Below are 22,532 nucleotides of genomic sequence, written 5' to 3' on the forward strand. Positions count from 1 at the left end.
GCCATGGGGGACAAGAAATTCGGTGCCGGCCTGCTCGATCTGTTGTTGCCACGCGAGTGTGGTGGGTGCGCCCGCACAGGGACTCTGTGGTGTCGTGAGTGCGCGGAACTGCTGAGCGACCATCCAGTTCAACTGAGTCCGCGCGTCGATCCGGGCGTGCCGGTGTGGGCGCTCGGCCGCTACGACGGCCCCAGGCGTCGCAGTGTGATCGAGATGAAGGAACGCGGTCGCCGGGACCTCACGATGCCTCTGGGGATCGCTGTGGCCGGTGCATTGGCCATGCTGGAACGGTGGGGCGAGCTCGGTGGCGGGAATCGTGCACCGATCGTCCTGGTTCCGGCTCCCACGCGCGCCCGGGCGGCGCGATCTCGAGGGGGTGATCCGGTTCGCCGGATAGCCGAGAGTGTGTGCGAGAAGCAGAGAGCCGAAGAGCGGGAAGCCGGTTCTGTCGTGGGTCGTCCGATACAAGTCTGTCCGATTCTCCGGATGGCGCGGGGCGTACGTGACTCGGTCGGACTGTCCGCGGCCGACCGGGTGACCAATGTGAACGGTCATGTGTCTCTCGACACCACTGCGATCTCTTCCCACATGGGGGACAGCGACGTCGTCCTGCTCGACGACGTCCTGACGACGGGAGCGACTGCGGCAGAGTCGGTTCGGGCTCTCTCGCTCAGTGGGATTCGGACAACTCTCGTGCTTGTCCTTGCAGGGGCTTAGATGAATTTCGTTGGAACAGTGGCACTCGCGCGCGTTACGTACTAGCGTCGGCGGCACACCCGAAAATACTGGTAGGAGGTGGTACTTCGATACTGGTGCCGGGCGGATCCCCTCTCGGTACTTGCAGAATTTGCCGCCGCCCACCGTGGGGCGGGGCCGTAATTGGGAGGTACGAGTGACGACCCCTTCGCAAGCCTCGTTTTTCATCGAGGACGCCACCATCGAGCGTTCCGAGAATGCCGCAGCTCCGAGATCCGACGTCGTAGTCAAGGGACGAAATGTCGAGATCCCCGATCACTTCCGAATCTACGTTTCGGAAAAGCTGGCGCGACTCGAACACTTCGACCCCTCCATATTCCACTTCGACGTGGAACTCCAACATGAACGCAACCGACGACAGGCCAAGAGTTGCCAGCGCGTCGAGATCACCGCTCGAGGTAAAGGCCCGGTGGCCCGAGCCGAAGCGTCCGCAGACAGCTTCTACGCCGCCTTCGAATCGGTGATCGACAAGCTCGAGAGTCGCCTCCGTCGAACCAAGGACCGCAAGAAGGTCCATTACGGTGACAAGCGACCGGTATCCGTCGCGGAGGCAACCGCCTCTCTCGTCGACGCAGACTCACTCGGAGTCACACCGGACATTTCGCTGAACGGTCAAGAGCCGGACGAGTACGACGGCCCCGGACGCGTGGTCCGCACGAAGGATCACCCGGCCGAGCCGATGACCATCGACGACGCTCTCTACGAGATGGAACTGGTCGGACACGACTTCTTTCTCTTCCATGACAAGGAGTCGGACAAGCCGTCCGTCGTCTACCGTCGTCACGCTTTCGACTATGGATTGATCCGCCTGACATGACCCAATCGGTGGTGGGTTTGCTCGCTCACCGCCGGTAGCGCCTACCATGGAATCCGGCCGGAGTTTTCGGACCCCGGCCGGATTTTCAGTGTGTGACCCCCTGTCGCCGAAGATTGAGGACGAAGAAGACTGTGCCGTCGCTGTCGCTATCGAAGCTGCTCCGTGTTGGTGAAGGTCGCATGGTCAAGCGGCTCAAGCACATCGCCGAGCATGTCGAATCTCTGTCGCCCGATGTCGAAGGCCTGACAGACGAGCAACTCAAAGCCAAGACCGCCGAGTTCCGTGAGCGCTACGCCGCCGGGGAAACTCTCGACGAGTTGCTGCCCGAGGCATTCTCCGTGGCCCGCGAGGCGTCGTGGCGCGTGATCGACCAGAAGCACTTCCACGTGCAGATCATGGGTGGCGCGGCCCTGCACTTCGGCAACGTCGCCGAAATGAAGACCGGTGAGGGCAAGACCCTGACCTGCGTTCTTCCGGCATACCTCAACGCGATCGCCGGCGACGGCGTCCACGTGGTCACAGTCAACGACTACCTCGCCAAGCGTGACTCGGAGTGGATGGGCCGCGTTCACCGCGCCCTCGGCCTCGAGACCAGCGTGATCCTCTCGGGCATGACGCCGGCCGAGCGTCGCGTCGCCTACGCAGCGGACATCACCTACGGCACCAACAACGAGTTCGGTTTCGATTACCTGCGCGACAACATGACGCATTCGTTGGACGACCTGGTCCAGCGTGGCCATGCGTTCGCCATCGTGGACGAGGTCGACTCGATCCTCATCGACGAAGCCCGAACCCCGCTCATCATCTCGGGCCCGGCCGACGGTTCCAGCAAGTGGTACAGCGAATTCGCGCGCATCGCGCCGCTGCTGAAGAAGGACGTTCACTACGAGGTCGACATCCGCAAGCGCACCATCGGTGTGCACGAGGCGGGCGTCGAACTGGTCGAGGACCAGCTCGGTATCGACAACCTGTACGAAGCCGCGAATTCGCCGCTGGTGAGTTACCTCAACAACGCGATCAAGGCCAAAGAGCTCTACACCAAGGACAAGGACTACATCGTCCGCGACGGCGAGGTCATCATCGTCGACGAGTTCACCGGTCGCGTGCTGGTCGGACGCCGCTACAACGAGGGCATGCACCAGGCGATCGAGGCCAAGGAGAAGGTGGAGATCAAGGCCGAGAATCAGACCCTCGCCACCATCACCCTGCAGAACTACTTCCGTCTGTACGACAAGTTGTCGGGAATGACGGGTACCGCCGAGACGGAAGCTGCCGAGCTTCACCAGACCTACACCCTCGGCGTGATCCCGATCCCGACCAACCGTCCGATGGTCCGAGTCGACAACGGCGACCTCATCTACAAGACCGAGGAAGCCAAGTTCGATGCCGTGGTCGACGATGTCGTCGAGCGTCACGAGAACGGCCAGCCCGTTCTGATCGGTACCACCAGCGTCGAGCGCTCGGAGTACCTGTCCAAGCAGTTCACCAAGCGTGGCGTTGCCCACAACGTCCTCAACGCGAAGTTTCACGAGAAGGAAGCGACCATCATCGCCGAGGCCGGTCGCTCCGGTGCGGTCACCGTCGCGACCAACATGGCCGGCCGCGGTACCGACGTCGTGCTCGGTGGTAACCCGGACATCATCGCGGACATCGCGCTGCGCAAGAAGGGCCTCGACCCGGTGACGACGCCGGACGAGTACGAGGCAGCCTGGGACGCCGTCCTCGACGAGGTCAAGGCTGAAGTGAAGGAAGACGCGGAGAAGGTCCGCGATGCAGGTGGCCTGTACGTCCTGGGCACCGAGCGTCACGAATCGCGTCGTATCGACAACCAGCTACGTGGTCGTTCCGGACGTCAGGGTGATCCCGGCGAATCGCGGTTCTACCTTTCGCTCGGTGACGAGCTGATGCGCCGCTTCAACGGTTCGGCACTCGAGTCGATCATGACGCGCCTCAACCTGCCTGACGACGTTCCGATCGAAGCCAAGATGGTCTCGAAGGCCATCAAGAGCGCTCAGACGCAGGTCGAGCAGCAGAACTTCGAAATTCGCAAGAATGTCCTCAAGTACGACGAGGTCATGAACCAGCAGCGAACGGTCATTTACAAGGAGCGCCGCCAGATCCTCGAGGGTGAGGACATGGAGGGCCAGGTTGAGCAGATGATCACCGACGTGGTCACCGCCTACGTGGACGGCGCGACCGCGGAGGGCTACGTCGAGGACTGGGATCTCGAGCAGTTGTGGACGGCGCTCAAGACGCTGTACCCGGTCGGTATCGATCACAAGGCGTTGGCGGGGGAGGACGGTGCAGGTATCAACAGCGACCTGAGCCGTGACGACCTGCGCACCGCGTTGCTCGAAGACGCCCACGCGGCGTACAAGAAGCGCGAAGCCGAGATCGACTCGATCGCCGGCGAAAACGGTATGCGTGAACTCGAGCGTCGTGTCTTCCTCTCGGTCCTGGACCGCAAGTGGCGTGAGCATCTCTACGAGATGGATTACCTCAAGGAGGGAATCGGCCTGCGTGCGATGGCCCAGCGTGACCCACTGGTCGAGTACCAGCGCGAAGGCTACGACATGTTCATCGGCATGCTCGACGGTCTGAAGGAAGAGTCTGTCGGATTCCTCTTCAACCTGCAGGTCGAGGCGGCTCCGGCACAGCCCGCGAGCGGAATTTCCGTCACGGCGGGCTCGGCTGCTGCGGCGTCCGCCACGGCGCCCAAGCCGCTCCCGACGCAGGAAGCCGCGGCCAGGACAACCGGGGCTGCTGCCCCGACGGCGTTGCGCGCCAAGGGGCTTGACGACGAAGGTCCGTCACGGTTGACGTACACCGGCCCTGACGAGGACGGCAAGGCAAAGGCAACCCGCGACTCGGCCGCCGACTCCGGTGACGGTGCCGCCTCACGTCGCGAACGTCGTGAAGCAGCGCGGACGCAGTCGAAGAGCAACCGGGCTCCGAAGTCCAAGCGCAAGCGCTGAGGTTCAGTACAGACTGAGGTTTCAGAGATAGTGCTCGACAGGCTGGACGGTCACACCATGTGTAGTGCGGTGACCGTCCAGCCTGTTCCGTCTGCGTGGTCGATCCGACCTGCGACGGCAAATGTCTGCGTGCCTCGTGTGTACGTCGCACAGACTTCGGCGGCACTCTCTGAAACCGCTTGAACGTGGGTGCGGTGAACGGCCGCGCCGCCCATTTTTCGGGCCGCAGAGTCTGAAGTGTACAGTCGCGCAACAACTTCCAGGACGGCCGGCGTCAGCACGCCTTTCAGCTGTCGTGGATTTCGTCGTCGGTCGACGGTTTCGAGAACAAGTCGAAGTGATCGGTTCCAGAAGATGTCGGCACCCGCCGCATTCGGATCGGGAGAACTCGGATCAGGAGTGGCATGCGCCGACGTTCCGTTGTGTGGCGTCTTGCGCGGGCGACGCAGCATCCGGTCGGTTCGGCACTGCGCTCGGTCTGGTCGACACTGCGGCCGCGACAGCACGACGGTGTGCGCGTGAGGCTCGAATTGTGGTGCCGGCTCGAGAAGAATTTTGCAGTCCTGCTCCATGACATCCCCCCGGATGATCGTGCGTCCGAGTTGGCCGATTCGGACTTTCGCTCCCCCGAGCGATGGTGAGAAGCATGACACGAAATGCTCGAGATGTCGCCGTGATCACCATCGCGACTTAGGGTGATGGCGTGCGGGGACTTCTGTTGGATGTCGGTGGCGTGCTGTTCGGTCCGGGATCGGATCTCGAGGGCTTGAGCGCGCTGGTGCGCGCTGTGAGGGCGCGCGGAATCGTGACGGGAATTGTCAGTAACGATCCCGGCGGCGCCAGTGCTCAGTGGTTGCGGGATCTCGGCGACGGGGTCTTGGTCGACGATGTGATCCTGTCCGGTGACGTAGCGATGGCAAAGCCGGATGCCGAGATCTATCGGTTGGCGGCGAGTCGGTTGGGCGTCGACCCGGGGGACTTCGTTTTCGTGGACGACCTCGAGGTCAACGTGCGCGCGGCGGTGGCCGTCGGGATGGTCGGCGTCCACCACGTCGGCTCGGAATCAACGATCGAGGAGTTGTCGATTCTGTTCGATCTGGGCGCAGGAGGGGACACGAAGCCATGGTGAACAGACTGACCACTCAGGACGCGGCTTTCTACTTCCTCGAAGCCGGGACGACGCCGATGCATGTCGGCTCGTTGGGGATTTTCCGGCAACTGCGAAACGGGATCGATCACGAGGAATTGCTTCGTCTGGTCGAAGATCGGCTCGGATCGGTTCCGCGGTACCGCCAGAGGGTTCGTGAGGTGGCGTTCGGCCTGGCCCGTCCGGTGTGGGTGGACGACTCGGATTTCGACATCACGTACCACGTACGCCGATCGGCTCTGCCCAAGCCCGGTTCCGATGAACAGCTGATGGACCTGATCGCCCGGCTGACGTCGAGGCCGCTCGACAGCACGAGGCCGCTATGGGAGATGTACCTGGTCGAGGGGCTGACCAGAAACAGATTTGCCATCTTCACGAAGTCTCATTCGTCGTTGGTGGACGGCGAAGCGGCTCCCGAGATCAGCCAGGTGATCTTCGATCCGGAGAAGAATCGAGCGCCCGGCCCCGAGGAACTGTGGATGCCGGCCAGGCCGCCGAGCGACACCAGCTTGTTGGTCAGTGCTCTGGCAGATCTCGTGACGAGCCCGGGGGAGGGGATCGCGCAGGCCCGCGCAACGTTCAACGACGTGACCACGTCTCTCACCGAGGCGGTGAGTGCACTCGGAAAACTTGCCGAAGTGGTCCGAACGGCGACGCAGGTGGCCCCGTCGAGCCCGCTCAACGCCACCATCTCGCGCAATCGACGCCTTGCGGTGGCCAAGACGTCTCTCGAAGACTATCGACGCATTCGGGCGAGGTACGGGTGCGAGATCAACGACGTGATTCTGACCGTCATCGCTGGTGCGATGCGCAACTGGCTCCTCTCACGCGGCGAACCGGTGACTGAGGCGACCATCGTGCGAGCGATGGTTCCCATGTCGGTCTACACGGACGGCCCCGAGAGTCCCGACGTCGACGATCCGCAGGCGCCGGGACATGTTTCCTCGTTCCTGATCGACCTGCCTGTCGGTGAACCCAACGCGGTGGTTCGGCTCTCGCACGTGGCGCATGCGACGGAGGCGTTTGCACGCCAGGGTCGGCGGGTGACCGCACAGACGATGGTGCGGATGTCCGGGTTTGCGCCGGCGACGCTGCATGCGATGAGTTCGCGCGCGGCCAGCAGTCTCTCGCAGCGAATGTTCAATCTGATGATCACCAACGCGCCGGGGCCGCAGTTTCCGCTCTACCTCGGCGGGGCTCGGATGCTGGAGATGTATCCGGTGTCGCCACTGCTCAAGAATCAGACACTCAGCATCGCCCTGACGTCGTACGACGGAAATGTCTACTACGGTTTGAATGCCGACCGTGACGCGATGTCGGACGTCGACGTCGTTCGTTCGCTGATCTTCGAGTCACTCGAGGAATTGACGGATGCGAGTCGGTGACGAACGAGCATGAAGGTGGTCTCATGAGGGTGTACGTGCCGGCGACGGTCGAGATTTTGCAGAAGTTGGTCGCAGATCAGGAGTTCGACCCGATGAGCCGGACGGCTTTTGCGGTCACCCCGACTCTGCGGGAGTCATATGCGGCGGGGGACGACGACGAGTTGGCCGAGGTCGCCATGGGTGAGGCTGCGCGTGCGTCGCTGCGGTTGATCGCCGGAGCCGAGGGTGACGTCACCTTCCGGCGCGCCGTCGTCGCTGCCGACGTCGACGATGCCGACGTGAAACTGCGGCCCGATCTCGACGATTCGGTGGTTCGATTGGCGGGTCCCGTCACGATGGCGCAGGTTGCATCTGTGCATGTCGACCTCGAACAGGCAGAATCGGACATCGAGCGCGCTGCTGGCATAGTCGACGCGGCGGATCTCGGCGACGCCGATGCCGAGTTCACGCTCGGCGACGCGGAGGACCACGAGTTGGCGTGGTACGCCGCGCAGGAGTTGCCGTTCTTGCTCGACCTGCTGTGAATGTGCTTACCGTGAAGTAACCTACGGTACCGTAACCTGATAACCTACGGTACCGTAGGCAGTGGGTTCGGAAGGTGAGAGGTGGAGGTCTGATGGGTCTGAAGGACTGGATCGAGGCACCGGCAGCGTCGGTGGTTCCGGCAGCGCGGTCGAAGCTCAATCTGCTTCGCGGTGCGGCGGCTCGACTGACCACACCATTGCTTCCCGACGATTATCTGCACCTCGCAAATCCGTTGTGGTCGGCCCGTGAGCTGCGTGGTCAGATCGTCGAAGTACGGCCCGAGACCACGGATTCGGCGACCATCGTCATCAAGCCGGGTTGGGGATTCGACTTCAACTACCAGCCGGGGCAGTACATCGGTATCGGCCTCCACATCGACGGTCGGTGGCATTGGCGCTCGTACTCCCTGACTTCTCCGCCCAACTGGGAGAACAAGCGCATCTCCATCGCGGTCAAGGCGATGCCCGAGGGCTTCCTCTCGAGTCACCTCGTCAGTGGCGCGGTTCCTTCGGGAACCATCGTTCGACTGGCCACACCGTCCGGCAACTTCGCCTTGCCGGATCCGCCGCCGGAGAAGATCCTGTTCATCACTGCGGGCAGTGGCATCACCCCGGTCATGGGCATGTTGCGGACGATGAACCGGCGCGGTCAATTGCCCGACGTCATGCACATCCACTCGGCTCCGACGGAATCCGACGTCATGTTCGCCGACGAACTCACGGCGCTGCACGTCGAGCACGAGGACTTCGTCAGCCACGTCCAACTCACACGGCGTGACGGAAAGTTCAAACTCAGCTCTCTCGACACGGTCTGCCCCGATTGGCGCGAGCGCCACACCTGGGCGTGCGGACCGCTTCCGTTGCTCGACGAACTCGAAGACGTCTGGAAGGCGGAAGGTATCGAGGATCGACTCCACATGGAGCGATTCGCGGTATCGCGCATCGACGCTTCCGCGGACGGCGGCACGGTCACCTTCGAGAAGTCGGGTAAGACGATCACTGTCGACGGCGCGACGACGCTTCTGGAGGCCGGCGAGCAGTCCGGTGCCTTGATGCCGTTCGGTTGCCGCATGGGCATCTGCCAGACGTGTGTCGTACCTCTCGTTGCCGGCCACGCGATCGATCTACGCTCGGGGAAACAGCACGCGGAGGGCGAGCGCATCCAGACGTGCATCTCCGCCGCCGCGGGCGACTGTACGCTGGACGCATAGCTTCTAGGCACACGGAGGACCACGGTGGCCATCACCGATATCAAAGAGTTTTCGCACCTCACCGAGGCCGATGTCGAAGCTCTCGGACGTGAACTCGATCAGATTCGACTCGACATCGAAGACTCTCGCGGAGTCCGGGACGCCCGCTACATTCGTCGCGTCATTCGCGTGCAACGCGCGTTGGAGCTCGGCGGGCGTATCGCGCTGTTCGGCAGCCGGTATCGACCGGCGTGGCTGGTTGGTACAACCCTGCTGAGCCTGTCGAAGATCATCGAGAACATGGAACTCGGGCATAACGTGATGCACGGGCAATGGGACTGGATGAACGATCCCGAGATTCACTCGGTCTCGTGGGAGTGGGATCAGACCGGTCCTTCCGAGCACTGGAAGCGCGCACACAACTACCAACACCACACTTACACCAACGTCGTAGGGATGGACGAGGATCTCGGCTTCGGGATTCTGCGTATGACGCGTGACGAGCCGTGGAAGCCGATCAACCTCTTCCAGCCGATCGCCAACGTGATCTTGGCGGCCACATTCGAGTGGGGTATCGCGCTGCACGACCTCACGGCGGCATCCGAGTTGGAGGGCGCGGAAAAGGGGCAACTGAACTCGCAGGCGAACAAAGACTTCGCGCGCAAGATCTTTCGTCAGGTCGGCAAGGACTTCATCTTGTTCCCGGCGCTGACGGGGCCGGCGTGGAAGTCGACCATGACGGCCAATGCCACCGCGAATCTCGTGCGCAATCTGTGGGCGTACGTCGTCATCTTCTGTGGCCACTTCCCGGACGGCGCAGAGAAGTTCACAGTTGCCGAATTCGAGCAGGAGACTCGTCACGAGTGGTACCTACGCCAGATGCTCGGAAGTGCGAACTTCAATTCGGGCAAGCTCATGGGTCTGATGAGTGGCAACCTGAGCTACCAGATCGAGCACCACGTGTTCCCTGATCTGCCGAGCAACCGCTACCCCGAAATTGCCGTGAAGATGCGTGCGCTGTGCGAGAAGTTCGATCTTCCGTACACCACCGGTTCGCTCTTCAAGCAGTATCTTTTGGCACTACGCACGATCCACAAGCTGGCGTTGCCGGACAAGTGGCTGACTGCGACGTCGGACAATGCTCCGGAAACGTCCTCGGAACTACGGTTCCGTGATTCAGGGTTCCGGGACGCAGCCATGGCGATGGTCGAGGACCTGCGTACCGATCCGGTCACCGGTAAGCGTCTGGGATTGTTGACTGCACTCAAGTCGCAGGCTCGTTCCCGCATGCCGAAGCGCCGGAAGTGATATAGGTTACATCGGGAAAAACCTAACCTACGGTGCCGTAAGTTACGCTACAGTAGGTGCAGTTGATCTGAACGATTCGAAATCATGATCGTTCTGCACTTACTACTTTGCGCCTAACTCACTGCTAGGAGGCTTTCCATGGCGATTGCAGATGTCAAGGAATACGCACATCTCACGGACGTTGACATCGAGGCGCTCGGCCGCGAACTCGACGCGATTCGTCGCGACATCGAGGAGTCGCGCGGCGAGAAGGACGCGCGCTACGTGCGCAACGTCATTCGCCTGCAGCGTTCACTCGAAATCAGTGGCCGCGCAGTGCTTTTCGCCAGCCGTCGCCGTCCGGCGTGGCTCGCCGGAGTTGGACTGCTGACGCTCTCGAAGATCATCGAGAACATGGAACTCGGGCACAACGTGATGCACGGGCAGTGGGACTGGATGAACGACCCGGAGATCCACTCCACCTCGTGGGAGTGGGACGTCACCGGCCCGTCTGCGCACTGGAAGCAGACCCACAACTACCTGCATCACAAGTACACAAACGTCCTCGGAATGGACGACGACGTCGGATACGGGCTCCTCCGCGTCACCCGCGATCAGCGGTGGAAGCCCTTCAATGCCGGCAACCTGGTCTACAACACCTTGCTTGCCCTGTTCTTCGAGTACGGCATCGCTGCTCAGCACCTCGAGCTGGGCAAGGTTGCCAAGGGCCGCGCCGACAAGGAAGAGACGCAGCGCAAGCTCCGTGAGGTCGGCGAGAAGATCGGCAAGCAGGTCTTGCGCGACTACGTCATCTACCCGGCCATCACCGGCCCGGCGTGGAAGAGCACGTTGTCGGCCAACTTCACCGCCAACACTCTGCGGAACGTGTGGACCAACGCGGTCATCTTCTGCGGCCACTTCCCGGACGGCGCCGAGAAGTTCACCAAGGAAGACATCGACAAGGAAACGCAGGCTCAGTGGTACCTGCGCCAGATGCTCGGCAGCGCCAACATCGAGGGCAGCGCGCTCATGGACTTCATGACGGGCAACCTGAGCTACCAGATCGAGCATCACCTGTTCCCCGATCTGCCGAGCAACCGATACAAGGACATCGCGGTCACGGTGCGTCAGCTCGCGGACAAGTACGACCTGCCGTACACGACGGGCCCGCTCGCCGTGCAGTACGCCAAGTCGTGGCGCACCATCGCCAAGCTGTCGCTGCCCAACAAGTACCTCAAGGACACTGTCGACAATGCGCCCGAGACGGCGTCGGAGCGGATGTTCGACGGCGATCCGACGTCGACTGTCGATCCCGTGACCGGGCGTCGTAGCGGTCTCAAGAGCGCCATCGCACGAAAGCGTAAGAGTGGAAAGCTGCGCAGCCTCCTCGGACTGCGCTGATCCCCACTTGCACTGACAAGCGGCCCGACACCATTCGATGGTGTCGGGCCGCTTCTCTGTTGTTGCTCAGGGGTCCTGCTCAGGGTTCTTGCTCGGTGTTCTGGTTCAGTACTGATCGTTGGACTTGATCGCTTCCAACAGTTGCCGCACAGCGACGACGCGTCGAGCGGATTTGCCCTCCAGCAGGTCGAGCTTGCATTCGGGATCTGCGGGCGGCCCCAGGTGCGTGCATCCGCGCGGGCAATCCTCGATGGCCGCAGCCAGGTCCGAGAATGCCGCCACCACGTTCTCGGGCGAGATGTGCGCCAGACCGAACGAACGGATGCCCGGGGTGTCGATCACCCAGCCGCCACCGGCGAGGGGGAGTGCCACCGATTGTGTCGATGTGTGCCGCCCCTTGCCCACGCCGGACACGATGCCGACCGCCCGATTGGCATCGGGGACAAGGCGATTGACCAACGTCGACTTTCCGACGCCGGAGTGCCCGATCAGGGCGGTCAACTTGTGCTCGAGGATCTGCGTCAGTTCGTCCAAGGGATCGTCGCGGCCGGCGACCACCACTTGGATGTCGAGGTCGGCGAAAGTGCTCGCGAATTCCTCGGGTGGTTCGAGGTCGCTCTTGGTCAGGCAGACAATCGGCGTCAGGCCGCCGACGTAGGCGGCGACGAGTGCGCGCTCGACAAAGCCCGTGCGCGGTGGGGGGTCCGCGAGTGCCACGACGATGAGCAACTGCTCGGCGTTCGCGACGACGATGCGTTCGAAGGGATCGGTGTCGTCGGCTGTTCGGCGCAGAACCGTCGAACGCTCGGAGACCCGGATAATGCGAGCGAGGGTGTCGGTTTTGCCCGACAGGTCGCCGACAATGTCCACCTGATCGCCGACGACGATGGGTGTGCGGCCCAACTCGCGGGCGCGCATCGTCACGATCAGCCGGTCGGGATCGCCGCCCAGGACGCAACCCCAACGGCCACGATCCTTCGACACCACCATCCCCGATTCAGCCGACAGGTGTTCGGGCCGAGTCTTCGTACGGGGGCGTGATCCGCGTCCGGGGCGTACCCGGACGTCGGACTCGTCGTACTGCCGCGGAGTCAGAAGCTTGCCTTCGGCGTCGCGGTCGAACTGTCGAGCATGTCGACCCACATGTTCTCGAAGCCGGGCAACGTCTTGGCAGTGGTTTCGACGTCGTCGACCTCGACGCAGTCGACGACGAGGCCGATGATGGCACCGGCTGTTGCCATGCGGTGGTCGGCGTACGAGAGCCATTGTCCGCCATGGAGTTCCGCGGGGACGATGGTCAGTCCGTCGTCGGTTTCGGTGACGGAGCCGCCGAGTTTGTTGATCTCGTCGGCGAGGGCTGCCAGACGGTCGGTCTCGTGCCCGCGCAGGTGCGCGATACCGCGTAGGTGCGAGGCGCCCTCGGCGAGGGCGGCCAGGGCCGCGACGGTGGGGGTCAGCTCTCCCACGTTGTGGAGATCGATGTCGATGCCGCGCAATTTCTCCGGGCCGCGAACGGTCAGCACACCGTCGGCAAGAACGACGTCGGCGCCCATCGAGGCGAGGATCCCGCGGATCGCGTCGCCGGGCTGCGTCGTCGACGTCGGCCACATCGGGACGCTGACGGTTCCTCCGGTGACTGCGGCAGCGGCCAGGAACGGTGTGGCGTTGGAGAGATCGGGTTCGATCGCCCAGTCCACGGCGCGCACGGGTCCCGGTGCCACCCGCCAGGTGTCAGCGTCGCCACCCGTGGCGGGAGTCGTCACGGAAACTCCGGCCTGCCTGAGCATTTCGACGGTCATGTCGATGTGTGGCATGGAGGGGACCGGCTTTCCGTCGTGATGGACGGTGACGCCTTCTTCGAAGCCAGCGGCCGAGAGGAGGAGACCGGAGACGAACTGCGACGAACCGGATGCGTCGATGGTGACCGTCCCGCCGCGTAGGGATCCGGTTCCGGAAACGGTGAACGGGAGTGCGTCACCCTCGATGTGTGCGCCGAGTCCGCGCAGTGCCTCCAGGATGGTGCCGAGGGGCCGTGTGCGTGCTTGCTCGTCGCCGTCGAAGCGGACGATTCCGTCGGCCATCGCGGCGAGCGGCGGCAGGAAGCGCATGACGGTGCCGGCGAGACCGCAGTCGACGTCTCCGCCGCGGAGGGGACCGGGAACTACGCGAAGTGTGGTCGGATCGCCGGCTTCCTCGACGCCGATACCGAGGTCGCGCAAAGCGGCGATCATCAGGTCCGCGTCACGACTGCGAAGTGCACCCGTGATCGTGGAGGGGCCATCTGCGAGCGCGGCCAGAATCAGAGCTCGATTGGTGATGGACTTGGATCCGGGCAGCGTCACCACTGCATCGACGGGTGCTTGGGCCCTCGGGGCGCTCCACAGACTCAGACTCACATGGTCCATCTTCTCTCATCGGTGGGGGAATGGTCGAAACCGTGCCACCCTGGGTGTCATGTGCGGAAGGTATGCGACCACAGCGGACCCGGCCACCCTGGCGGTGGAACTCGATGCGCTCGACGAGACCGATCACTCGGCGCCCGTCGAAGCCGACTACAACGTGGCTCCGACGACCGAGGTGCTGACCGTCGTGAAACGCCACGATCGGGAAAACCCCGACAGCGATCCGACCAAGAGGATTCGGCGGATGCGCTGGGGATTGGTGCCCTCGTGGACCAAGGAACTGGGTAAGGGCCCGGTCCTGTTCAACGCTCGTGCCGACTCGTTGGCGGAGAAGCCGGCGTTTCGGACCGCTTTCAAGTTCAAGCGTTGCCTGGTCCCGATGGACGGGTGGTACGAGTGGCAGACCGAGGCCACCGGTGGGAAAAAGGCAGCGAAGATTCCTTACTACATGCACCCCGACGACGGATCACGGCTGTTCATGGCCGGTGTGTGGTCTGCCTGGCGAGACCCGAAGGTCGAGAATGCGAGCCCCGTCCTGAGCTGCTCGATCGTCACAGTCGATTCACTCGGCCACCTGGAGCAGGTTCACGACCGGATGCCCCTCGCCCTACCTCGTGACCGCTGGGAGGCGTGGCTCGATCCCGACAACACCGTCGATTCGGCCCTGCTCGAACCGGTATCGGACCTCGTCGAGCGGATCGACATCGATCGAGTCCGGCCGATGGTCAACAGTGTCAAGAACAACGGACACGAGTTGATCGAGCCGGACGTCGACCGTGCCGGCGAGCAGATCAGCCTGCTCTAGCGGTCAGCCGAGAGCCCAGGTAACGGTCACTTCGAACGAGACCTGCTGGGTTCCCGGGGCGAGAACCATGTCGGACATCGAGGCGTCGGGAGCGCGCATGGTCTGACCGCCACTCGTGTCGTGTGCCTCGGTGATGGTCACGACGTTCTCGAGCGACGTGCCGGACAGATCCGCGTACTGCCCGGCACGGTTCTTCGCGTCCTCGAAGGCCCGGGTGCGAGCGTCGGCCAGAAGCTGAGAGTCGTCGTCGATGGCGAAGGCGACGTTACCGAGCCGTGCCGCGTTTCCGCCCGCCGCGATGCCGGCGTCCAGGACAGAAGAGGCCTTGTCGAGATCGCGGACGACGATTCGTACCGAGTTGGTTGCCCGGTAGCCCGTCACGTTACCGCCGACGAACGGCCCACCACTGGCGTCGTACTGCGGCTGAACTGACAGATCGCTTGTCTGCACGTCCTCGGCGGCCACGCCGGCATTGACTATCGCGTCAATCATCTGGCGGGCCTTGTCATTCGACTCGGAAACCGCTCCCGAGACGTCCGGAGCGACAACCTCGATTCCGATGTCCGCGTTGAGGATGTCCGGTGCCCCGCGAACCTGCCCTGACCCGACCACCGTGACTTCCTTGGCGGCACTGCCGGAACTCCCGCAGGCAGTCAGTGAGACGGCGAGGGCCGCGGCTGCAGCGGTCAGTGTAAAAATTTTCAGGGGTGGACGCTTGGTTTGTGGACGCATGAACAGACCGTAGCGACCGGATCCTCAGCTCGCTGTGATTTGTGCGGTGACCGCGCCGCTCAATTGGGCAAGGTCGGTCGGAGCCAGTTCGATTTCAAGGCCGCGTCGTCCGGCGCTGCAGAGAACCCGATCCCAGTCGAGAGCCGAGGCATCGATCACGGTCGGCAGTTTCTTGCGTTGGCCGAGCGGTGAGATACCACCGAAGACGTAGCCGCTCGATCGCTCGGCTTCGGCGCGATCTGCCATGACGGCTTTGCTTGCACCGAGGGCAGCAGCCGCAGCTTTGAGTGAGAGTTTGTTCGGTACCGGCAGAACCGCTACGGCGAGCTTGCCCGTGTCGAGTTTGACGACCAAGGTCTTGAAGATCTGGGCGGCCTCGACGCCAACCAACTCGGCCAGAGCCGTGACAGCCTCGTCGCCGAACGATTCGGCGCGGGGGTCGTGGTCGTAGCTGTGAACGCGGTGCGGAGTCTTCGACTTGTCGAGCAGTGCGGTCGCAGGAGTCGCTGTTCCGGCCATGACGAAGACCTTAGGTGAGCCACTCTTTCTGGACTCCTACCAGGTCGGGAACAGAGTCGCAGGCTCCCTTGTTGGTACCAGTTGATGAAACTTGTCCCGAGAAGCGAAGGAGCGACCGTGCTGGCTGTGTGTGAGCCACCACCGGCCCGTGGGTCGGATCTTCAGTTGGCGGTAACCTTGATCCCTACGGCTAGTGAAGGGATCAGAGTGCTGGAACACGACCGGCCCAAGGACGAACCGTCGGAGGTTTCCGAACCTGTCGATGGCGCGGTGTCCGAAACGCCCGAAACTGCGGATGAGTTGATTGCCCGGTTCGAGCGTGACGCGCTCCCGTTGCTCGACCAGTTGTACGGCGCTGCACTGCGTATGACGAGGAACCCGGCTGATGCCGAAGACCTCGTGCAGGAGACGTACGTCAAGGCGTACACGGCTTTCCGCTCGTTCCGTGCCGGTACCAACCTGAAAGCCTGGCTGTACCGGATTCTCACCAACACCTACATCAACTCGTACCGCAAGAAGCAGCGCCAACCCGCGCAGTATCCGACGGACGAGATCACCGACTGGCAGTTGGCCGCCACCGCAGAGCACACGTCCACCGGGCTACGTTCGGCCGAGGTGGAGGCTCTCGACGCGCTGCCGGACGACGACATCAAGGCGGCGCTGCAGTCGCTGCCCGAGGAATTCCGGATGGCGGTGTACTACGCCGACGTCGAGGGATTCCCGTACAAGGAGATCGCGGAGATCATGGGCACACCCATCGGAACGGTGATGTCACGACTGCATCGTGGTCGTAAGCAATTGCGCGGTCTCTTGGCCGATGTCGCCAAAGACCGTGGATTCAATCGGGACGGCGCAGTCGACACGGCCACGGCCGCAGCCACCGAGGCGGAAGGTGTCAAACGATGAGTGAGCAGGACGAATTCGAAAGGCTCGACTGCTCGGCAGTCATCGCCGACGTCTGGTTGATGCTCGACGGTGAATGCGACGATTCCAGTCGCGCTCGTCTACAACGTCATATCGACGACTGCGGATCGTGCCTCGAGGCCTACGGGATCGAGGAGAAGGTCAAGAGCCTGATCAACCGCAAGTGCGGCGGGGATCACGCACCGGAAAGCCTGCGTCAGCGGCTCACCGTCGAACTGCGTCGGACCATCGTCATCACGACTACCGAAACCGACAGCTGACCCTTCAGTGAAGATCTGAGGGGCAGCAACCTCGAAGAGCAACTACGCCCGAAAGCAAAACGTCCGAGGGGCGGGGAAGCAATGCTTCCCCGCCCCTCGGACGTTTTGCTGCGCTACATGTCAGGCGTTTGGACGCTTGCCATGGTTAGCGGCGTTGCCCTTACGGCTGCGCTTCTTACGACCACGCTTACCCATGATTGGTCTCCCTTCTGTTTCTTTCGCGTCATTGTTTCACGCCGATGCCGGTGTGGTTCCATTGGCAGGTCGATCGAGTAATCCATCGACGTATTTTCGTGGTCAGAGTGCAGTTCCGACAGAAGTGAGGTTCACGATGGCAGAAGACGTGCGCGCCGAGATGGTTTCGACGGTCTACCAGGTCGTCGTGAGCGAGGGAGACGTCGTCGCGGACGGCGACACCCTGGTCATCCTCGAATCGATGAAGATGGAAATTCCCGTCCTGGCCGAGGTTCCGGGAACGGTGACGACGGTGGGCGTCAAGGTCGGCGACGTGATTCAGCAAGGCGATCTGATCGCCGTGATCTCCTAAGTAAGCCGATGTCCACTCTCAGCGACCTCCTCGCCGAACACACCGATCTGCCGGGTGCGGCGGTCGACCATCTCCAGCGCGTCGTGGGGGAGTGGCAACTGCTCGCCGACCTCTCTTTTGCAGACGTTCTCCTGTGGGTGGGCACCGAATCGGAGAAGAACCGATCCGAAGGGACGGTCATCTGCGCAGCGCACTGCCGGCCGACCACGGCTTCGACGGCTTTCCCGGAGGACGCAGTCGGAACGGTCGTTTCCGAGTCCGAGCATCCGCAGGTTCTTCGCGCTCTCGTGGAGGGCCGCGTCGTGCGTGGGGAAGACGAGACGTGGCGTAAGGGAATGCCACCGCGCAAGGAAGCAGTTCCGGTGCGTCTGGACGGGCGAGTCATCGCGGTTCTGAGCCGCGACACCAACCTGTCGCACCAGCGAGCGCAGAGTCCGCTCGAGCTCGCGTATCTCGATTGCGCCGAAGACCTGTGTCAGATGATCAGCGACGGAACCTTCCCGATCCGAGAATCGCGCTCCGACACGAACTCGAGCCCACGTGCCGGCGACGGTTTCATCCGTCTCGACACCGAAGGCACCGTCGTCTACGCGAGCCCGAACGCCCTCTCGGCGTATCACCGGATGGGTCTGAGTTCGGATCTGGTGGGACAAGATCTCGCGGCGTTGACCCGTTCGTTGGTCACAGACCCGTTCGAGTCTCAGGAAGCCGCGGGTTACATCCGAGATACGTTGGCGGACAAGCCTGGCCGTCGAATGGAGATCGAGGCGCGTGGGGCGACCGTTCTGCTGCGCGCTCTGGTTCTCAAGCCGGGTGGTCGGCACGTCGGTGCTGCGGTCGTGGTTCGCGACGTCACCGAGGTCAAGCGTCGTGATCGCGCGCTCCTGAGCAAGGACGCGACCATCCGCGAGATTCACCATCGGGTGAAGAACAACCTGCAAACCGTCGCGGCGCTGCTGCGTCTACAGGCCAGGCGAACCGGCAACGACGAAGCGCGACAAGCATTGACGGAATCGGTGAGACGCGTGACGTCCATCGCCCTCGTTCACGACACCCTCTCGATGTCGGTAGACGAAGAGGTGGATCTCGACGAGGTGATCGACCGGTTGGTTCCCATGCTCTCCGATGTCGCGGGAGTGGGTGTGCCGGTGACGATTCGGCGCGAGGGCAGTTTCGGAGTGTTCTCCGCCGAGCGCGCCACCCCGCTGGTCATGGTGCTGACGGAGTTGGTGCAGAACGCGATCGAGCACGCTTTCGATCCGGGACTCACCGGCACGGTCACACTCAGCGCCGAGCGTTCTGCGCGCTGGTTGGACGTGATCATCCACGACAACGGGCGCGGCCTGCCGGAGAACTTCGACCTCGAGAAGTCCGATCGCCTCGGACTTCAGATCGTGCGGACTCTGCTGGGCGCCGAACTCGGCGGCTCGCTCGGACTGCACCCGGGAAGTGGCGGCGGCACCGACGCGGTTCTGCGTGTGCCGCTCGGTAGGCGCACTGCGCGTTACTGATTCGAGCAGCGCCAGTAATTCGAGCAGCGCCAGTAATTCGAGCAGACAAAAAGCCCGGCACCATGTGGTGCCGGGCTGTCGTCTTCGACTGTGTGGAGGGGCTGTTCTCCGCCTCGAGTCGAACGTCTCGGTTCTACCTAGACGGAAGTGCGTGCACGGGTACGTGCGTTACGACGCTTGAGTGCGCGACGCTCGTCTTCGCTCATTCCGCCCCAGACGCCTGCATCCTGACCGGACTCGAGGGCCCATGACAGGCACTCGGCGGTGACGGGGCAGCGGTTGCAGACAACCTTGGCATCAGCGATCTGAGCGAGGGCCGGTCCGCTGTTTCCCACGGGGAAGAACAGTTCGGGATCCTCGTCGCGACAGATTGCGTTGTGGCGCCAGTCCATCTTTTTTCGCTCCTTAATTGGGTGTGTATTCACACCATTTGGTACCAATGAGTTTGTGTGTGCGTCATCAACGTTTCCGCACTGTTACTTGTGAATGCTTTCACGAACTCGCGGTATGTCAATAGGTTTGAACGGGTTCGTGGGCCAACTCACTAATTTGTGACACACCTGACGGCCACCTGGTCGTCACCGGCATTTTACCCGATTTTGGCTATTCGGCACCAGAGTTTTTGCAGGTCAAACGTGTTGCCTGACTCACGTCGTAATCGGCGCGAACACTTCCAGTGCATCCGGGACCGAGGTGAATTCGACCTTTTCGCGAAGTCCGATGTAGTCGCCGTCCATCTGGAGTCCGATCGGTCGCGACGATTCGATGGTGATGGTCGGGACGTCGTCGGTGCGTAGGAGGACCTTCGATTTCGGCTCTGCGCCGCGTGCGAGGAGCTGCCGCACAACCCGCAGGGACGGTAGGACTTTGGTGCTCGTCATAGCGAAGATTCCGAGTCCGCTGTCGAAGGTAGTTCCCGGATTGGTGTGTACGGGACGCTCTTCCAGATACGTCCACGGGCTCGAGTTCGACACGAACGCGTAGTGGACTCCGGAGACGGGATCCTGATCGGGAAGGTGGACTGTCAGTGCTGGTTCGGCTCGCTTCGCGCGGAAGAACGCTGCGATCGCGGTTCGGACATATCGTGCTGGAGTGGCAGCGTCACCATTCTTGCGGCTGGCGTCGACGGCTTCGCACACATCGGCGTCGAGGCCCATTCCGGCATTGAACGTGAACCAACGGTTGTCACAATGTGCGAGCCCGATTCGGCGTCTCGTCCGCGCCGAGAGTAGGTCGACGAGTTGGTTTGTGGCGTCGATCGGGTCGGCGGCAATACCGAGTGAACGCGCGAAAACATTTGCCGAGCCCCCTGGAACGACCGCGATCGTCGGGATCGGACCGACCGGAACCGATTTCATCGACGCGGGATGCGGTGCCCCGAGCAGTCCGTTGACCACTTCGTTGACCGTTCCGTCGCCGCCGTGGACGATCACCGAGCCGAAGCCGTCTTCGTGGGCTTCGCGCGCCAGTTCGGCAGCGTGTCCGCGATGTGTGGTGTGCGCCACAGTAAGTCGCACCCGGCTCTCGAGGGCGTGTGCCAACAGGTCACGACCGGCGGCGGTGGTGGAGGTGGCATTGGGATTGACGATCAGCAGTGCGCGCACGGGGCATGAGCCTATCCGGTGTCGTGTTCTAGGCTGGCCTCGTGCCGAATACCGCCAGTCCGAACGCCCTGCCCAAGACAGTCAGATGGGCAGGTGCCCTCGTGACGCTGCAAGGGCTGGTTGCCGCCGGGTTCGCGATCGTCGCGGTGATTCGCGGCGCAACCGGGCACGATCAGAGCGTCACCAACGGGTACGGCTTCGCTGCCTGGGTCGCGATTCTCGGCGGCGCGGTGTTGGCTGCAGGTATCGCTCTGCTGACCGGTCGCCGGTGGGGCCGGGCAATCGCCGTCGTCGCCCAGTTGCTGCTCCTGCCGGTCGCCTGGTCGCTGCTGACCGATTCGCATCAGGTGCCGCTCGGCGTCGTTCTGGGTGTCGTCGTTCTCGGCGCCCTCGGCTGCCTGTTCTCGGCGCCGACGTCTCGGTGGATGGCAGCGCAGTACGGAGCGTACGCAGACGAGGTATCGCCGGAAGAGGGAAACCCCCGCGCTGACGAGCCCGAAGAGCCGCGGGACAAGAAGGGCTGAACGCCAACTCGGCTTCAGACCTACTCTGCTTCGGCGGCGAGAGCTCCGAGATGGGTTCCGGTCAGGCGATACGTGGTCCACTCGGTTTTCGCGTCGGCGCCGAGTGACTCGTAGAACTTGATCGAGGGGGTGTTCCAGTTGAGCACCGACCAGGACAGCCGCGTGTAGTCGTTGTCGGTGCATTCCTTGGCGAGTGCGGCCAGAAGGGCCTTTCCGTGCCCTGATCCGCGCTGGCTGGGCTTGACGTACAGATCTTCGAGGTAGATGCCGTGCGCGCCGTCCCAGGTCGAGAAATTGCGAAACCACAGCGCCATGCCGACGACGTCGTCGGCTGAATTCACAGCTACGTGTGCGAAGGCCGTCGCGGCCGGCCCGAACAGAGCCTCGCCGATCTGTTCCGCCTTCACGGTGCACTCGTCGAGGGCCTTCTGATAGTCCGCCAACTCGTAGATCATGTCGGTGATCGGCTGGACGTCTGCGGGCGTGGCGCGTCGAATCATGGAGAGAATCTTAAGCCTCGACGAACCTAGGCCTCGACGAACTTAGGTCTCGACGAGCGGCGGCACGTTGTGATGAACGAGATGGGTGGCGCCGTGCTCGTAGCCGAGCACCGTGTATGCACCCGGGAACAACGCGAAACGCTTTCCTTCCGTCACCGGGAGCTCCAGCCAGCGGGCGATGAGTGCGCGCGAGAAGTGTCCGTGCCCGATCAAGATCACGTCCCGCTCGGGTAGTTGTGAACGCACCATCGACAGCACCATGTCGGTGCGGGCATGGATCTGATCCGACTGCTCGCCGCCGGGGCACGGGTGTGTCCAGACGGTCCAATCGGGCACAGTTGCGCGGATCTCGGGCGTCGTGAGGCCCTCGTAGTCGCCGTAGTCCCATTCGGAGAGCGCATCCCAGGTTCGCTCCTCCGGCAGCCCGGCGAGATCACCCGTCAACTGAGCGCGCAAGCGAGGACTGGTGAGAATCATGGGATTGCGGAGGTCGAGAGTCCGCAGGCGGTTTCCGGTCGCGGTGGCCTGCATCTCGCCGAGCGGAGTCAGCGGAACCTCGGTCCGTCCCGTGTGTTTCCCGGTGCGCGCCCACTCGGTTTCACCGTGGCGCATGAGTACGACGCGAGCGTTGAGGGGGATAGCCGAGGGGGCGGACTGGGAAGCCATGTGGACCATCATTGCAGGCTGCCTCGCGTGTGTAGCTCGCCTCCTGGCGCGAAGTG

At 63.0% G+C, this 22,532-nt stretch carries 25 protein-coding genes; 15 read left to right on the forward strand and 10 right to left on the reverse strand.

The features are described 5' to 3' along the window. The first annotated feature begins 3 nt into the window (after nucleotides 1–3). The 3 genes from R4P65_RS03465 (at nucleotide 4) to secA (ending at nucleotide 4,548) form a co-directional block, all read left to right on the forward strand. A complete protein-coding gene (locus R4P65_RS03465) occupies nucleotides 4–717 on the forward strand; it encodes a ComF family protein (protein ID WP_317825447.1) in 714 nt (237 codons plus the stop codon). Between the two features lie 175 nt (nucleotides 718–892). Next, the gene (gene hpf, locus R4P65_RS03470; RefSeq protein WP_003940893.1) at nucleotides 893–1,573 is read left to right on the forward strand and encodes a ribosome hibernation-promoting factor, HPF/YfiA family; all 681 of its coding nucleotides are present in this window, start codon (nucleotides 893–895) and stop codon (nucleotides 1,571–1,573) included. Between the two features lie 131 nt (nucleotides 1,574–1,704). Continuing rightward, nucleotides 1,705–4,548 carry a preprotein translocase subunit SecA gene (gene secA / locus R4P65_RS03475; protein ID WP_317825448.1) on the forward strand — a complete coding sequence of 948 codons (2,844 nt, stop codon included), beginning with the start codon at nucleotides 1,705–1,707 and terminating at the stop codon, nucleotides 4,546–4,548. A gap of 50 nt (nucleotides 4,549–4,598) precedes the next feature. Here secA and R4P65_RS03480 read toward each other — a convergent pair whose 3' ends face one another. Continuing rightward, complete coding sequence (locus tag R4P65_RS03480) at nucleotides 4,599–5,120, reverse strand: Rv3235 family protein (RefSeq protein ID WP_317825449.1); 522 nt, start codon at nucleotides 5,118–5,120, stop codon at nucleotides 4,599–4,601. 131 nt (nucleotides 5,121–5,251) lie between these two features. Between R4P65_RS03480 and R4P65_RS03485 the strand changes: the two genes are divergently transcribed. The 6 genes from R4P65_RS03485 to R4P65_RS03510 all read left to right on the forward strand — a co-directional run bounded on the left by R4P65_RS03485 (nucleotide 5,252) and on the right by R4P65_RS03510 (nucleotide 11,482). Further along, on the forward strand, nucleotides 5,252–5,677 hold the full coding sequence (locus R4P65_RS03485) for an HAD-IA family hydrolase (RefSeq protein ID WP_317825450.1): 426 nt from the start codon (nucleotides 5,252–5,254) through the stop codon (nucleotides 5,675–5,677). Then, nucleotides 5,671–7,080: a WS/DGAT/MGAT family O-acyltransferase gene (locus tag R4P65_RS03490; protein WP_230812598.1), complete on the forward strand. Its 1,410-nt coding sequence runs from the start codon at nucleotides 5,671–5,673 to the stop codon at nucleotides 7,078–7,080. Before R4P65_RS03485 ends, R4P65_RS03490 begins: the two co-directional genes overlap by 7 nt. 23 nt (nucleotides 7,081–7,103) lie before the next feature. Continuing rightward, nucleotides 7,104–7,604: a DUF6912 family protein gene (locus R4P65_RS03495; protein WP_317825451.1), complete on the forward strand. Its 501-nt coding sequence runs from the start codon at nucleotides 7,104–7,106 to the stop codon at nucleotides 7,602–7,604. Nucleotides 7,605–7,696: 92 nt separating this feature from the next. Further along, a complete protein-coding gene (locus R4P65_RS03500; RefSeq protein ID WP_230812599.1) occupies nucleotides 7,697–8,815 on the forward strand; it encodes a ferredoxin reductase in 1,119 nt (372 codons plus the stop codon). Nucleotides 8,816–8,839: 24 nt separating this feature from the next. Then, complete coding sequence (locus R4P65_RS03505) at nucleotides 8,840–10,102, forward strand: acyl-CoA desaturase (protein ID WP_317825452.1); 1,263 nt, start codon at nucleotides 8,840–8,842, stop codon at nucleotides 10,100–10,102. Between the two features lie 138 nt (nucleotides 10,103–10,240). Next, the gene (locus R4P65_RS03510; RefSeq protein WP_317825453.1) at nucleotides 10,241–11,482 is read left to right on the forward strand and encodes a fatty acid desaturase; all 1,242 of its coding nucleotides are present in this window, start codon (nucleotides 10,241–10,243) and stop codon (nucleotides 11,480–11,482) included. 105 nt (nucleotides 11,483–11,587) lie between these two features. Here R4P65_RS03510 and rsgA read toward each other — a convergent pair whose 3' ends face one another. After that, entirely contained in the window at nucleotides 11,588–12,625 is a 1,038-nt protein-coding gene (gene rsgA, locus R4P65_RS03515) for a ribosome small subunit-dependent GTPase A (protein ID WP_230812605.1), read from the reverse strand. Next, entirely contained in the window at nucleotides 12,574–13,887 is a 1,314-nt protein-coding gene (gene aroA, locus R4P65_RS03520; protein ID WP_317825454.1) for a 3-phosphoshikimate 1-carboxyvinyltransferase, read from the reverse strand. Before aroA ends, rsgA begins: the two co-directional genes overlap by 52 nt. A gap of 49 nt (nucleotides 13,888–13,936) precedes the next feature. Between aroA and R4P65_RS03525 the strand changes: the two genes are divergently transcribed. After that, nucleotides 13,937–14,689, forward strand: a complete 753-nt coding sequence (locus R4P65_RS03525) for an SOS response-associated peptidase (RefSeq protein WP_317825455.1) — start codon at nucleotides 13,937–13,939, stop codon at nucleotides 14,687–14,689. A gap of 3 nt (nucleotides 14,690–14,692) precedes the next feature. On the opposite strand, the gene R4P65_RS03530 is transcribed toward R4P65_RS03525, so the two are convergent. Together R4P65_RS03530 and ybaK are read right to left on the reverse strand one after the other, a co-directional pair. After that, nucleotides 14,693–15,421, reverse strand: a complete 729-nt coding sequence (locus tag R4P65_RS03530; RefSeq protein ID WP_317825456.1) for an SIMPL domain-containing protein — start codon at nucleotides 15,419–15,421, stop codon at nucleotides 14,693–14,695. A gap of 24 nt (nucleotides 15,422–15,445) precedes the next feature. After that, nucleotides 15,446–15,940, reverse strand: coding sequence for a Cys-tRNA(Pro) deacylase (gene ybaK / locus R4P65_RS03535; RefSeq protein ID WP_317825457.1), 495 nt, complete (start codon nucleotides 15,938–15,940; stop codon nucleotides 15,446–15,448). Between the two features lie 207 nt (nucleotides 15,941–16,147). Between ybaK and R4P65_RS03540 the strand changes: the two genes are divergently transcribed. Both R4P65_RS03540 and rsrA read left to right on the forward strand, forming a co-directional pair. Further along, entirely contained in the window at nucleotides 16,148–16,846 is a 699-nt protein-coding gene (locus R4P65_RS03540; protein WP_374227958.1) for a sigma-70 family RNA polymerase sigma factor, read from the forward strand. Beyond that, a complete protein-coding gene (gene rsrA, locus R4P65_RS03545; protein ID WP_003940722.1) occupies nucleotides 16,843–17,124 on the forward strand; it encodes a mycothiol system anti-sigma-R factor in 282 nt (93 codons plus the stop codon). Before R4P65_RS03540 ends, rsrA begins: the two co-directional genes overlap by 4 nt. Nucleotides 17,125–17,244: 120 nt before the next feature. Here rsrA and R4P65_RS33090 read toward each other — a convergent pair whose 3' ends face one another. Further along, nucleotides 17,245–17,319 (reverse strand): 50S ribosomal protein bL37, encoded by a 75-nt coding sequence (locus R4P65_RS33090; protein WP_022597109.1) that lies wholly within the window; start codon nucleotides 17,317–17,319, stop codon nucleotides 17,245–17,247. A gap of 136 nt (nucleotides 17,320–17,455) precedes the next feature. On the opposite strand from R4P65_RS33090, the gene R4P65_RS03550 reads away from it, so the two are divergent. Next, the gene (locus R4P65_RS03550; protein WP_007731208.1) at nucleotides 17,456–17,671 is read left to right on the forward strand and encodes a biotin/lipoyl-binding carrier protein; all 216 of its coding nucleotides are present in this window, start codon (nucleotides 17,456–17,458) and stop codon (nucleotides 17,669–17,671) included. Nucleotides 17,672–17,679: 8 nt separating this feature from the next. Continuing rightward, complete coding sequence (locus R4P65_RS03555) at nucleotides 17,680–19,182, forward strand: sensor histidine kinase (protein ID WP_317825458.1); 1,503 nt, start codon at nucleotides 17,680–17,682, stop codon at nucleotides 19,180–19,182. A 137-nt stretch (nucleotides 19,183–19,319) separates the two neighbouring features. Here R4P65_RS03555 and R4P65_RS03560 read toward each other — a convergent pair whose 3' ends face one another. Then, on the reverse strand, nucleotides 19,320–19,574 hold the full coding sequence (locus R4P65_RS03560; protein WP_003940950.1) for a WhiB family transcriptional regulator: 255 nt from the start codon (nucleotides 19,572–19,574) through the stop codon (nucleotides 19,320–19,322). A 255-nt stretch (nucleotides 19,575–19,829) separates the two neighbouring features. Next, entirely contained in the window at nucleotides 19,830–20,786 is a 957-nt protein-coding gene (locus tag R4P65_RS03565; protein WP_317825459.1) for a diacylglycerol kinase family lipid kinase, read from the reverse strand. Between the two features lie 41 nt (nucleotides 20,787–20,827). On the opposite strand from R4P65_RS03565, the gene R4P65_RS03570 reads away from it, so the two are divergent. Then, nucleotides 20,828–21,310 carry a hypothetical protein gene (locus R4P65_RS03570; protein WP_317825460.1) on the forward strand — a complete coding sequence of 161 codons (483 nt, stop codon included), beginning with the start codon at nucleotides 20,828–20,830 and terminating at the stop codon, nucleotides 21,308–21,310. A 20-nt stretch (nucleotides 21,311–21,330) separates the two neighbouring features. On the opposite strand, the gene R4P65_RS03575 is transcribed toward R4P65_RS03570, so the two are convergent. Continuing rightward, nucleotides 21,331–21,810, reverse strand: coding sequence for a GNAT family N-acetyltransferase (locus R4P65_RS03575; protein WP_003940724.1), 480 nt, complete (start codon nucleotides 21,808–21,810; stop codon nucleotides 21,331–21,333). 42 nt (nucleotides 21,811–21,852) lie between these two features. Continuing rightward, the gene (locus R4P65_RS03580) at nucleotides 21,853–22,476 is read right to left on the reverse strand and encodes an acid phosphatase (protein WP_317825461.1); all 624 of its coding nucleotides are present in this window, start codon (nucleotides 22,474–22,476) and stop codon (nucleotides 21,853–21,855) included. Between the last annotated feature and the right edge of the window lie 56 nt (nucleotides 22,477–22,532).

This window comes from Rhodococcus sp. IEGM 1318 (assembly GCF_033142465.1).
In the GTDB taxonomy this organism is placed as follows: domain Bacteria; phylum Actinomycetota; class Actinomycetes; order Mycobacteriales; family Mycobacteriaceae; genus Rhodococcus_F; species Rhodococcus_F qingshengii_B.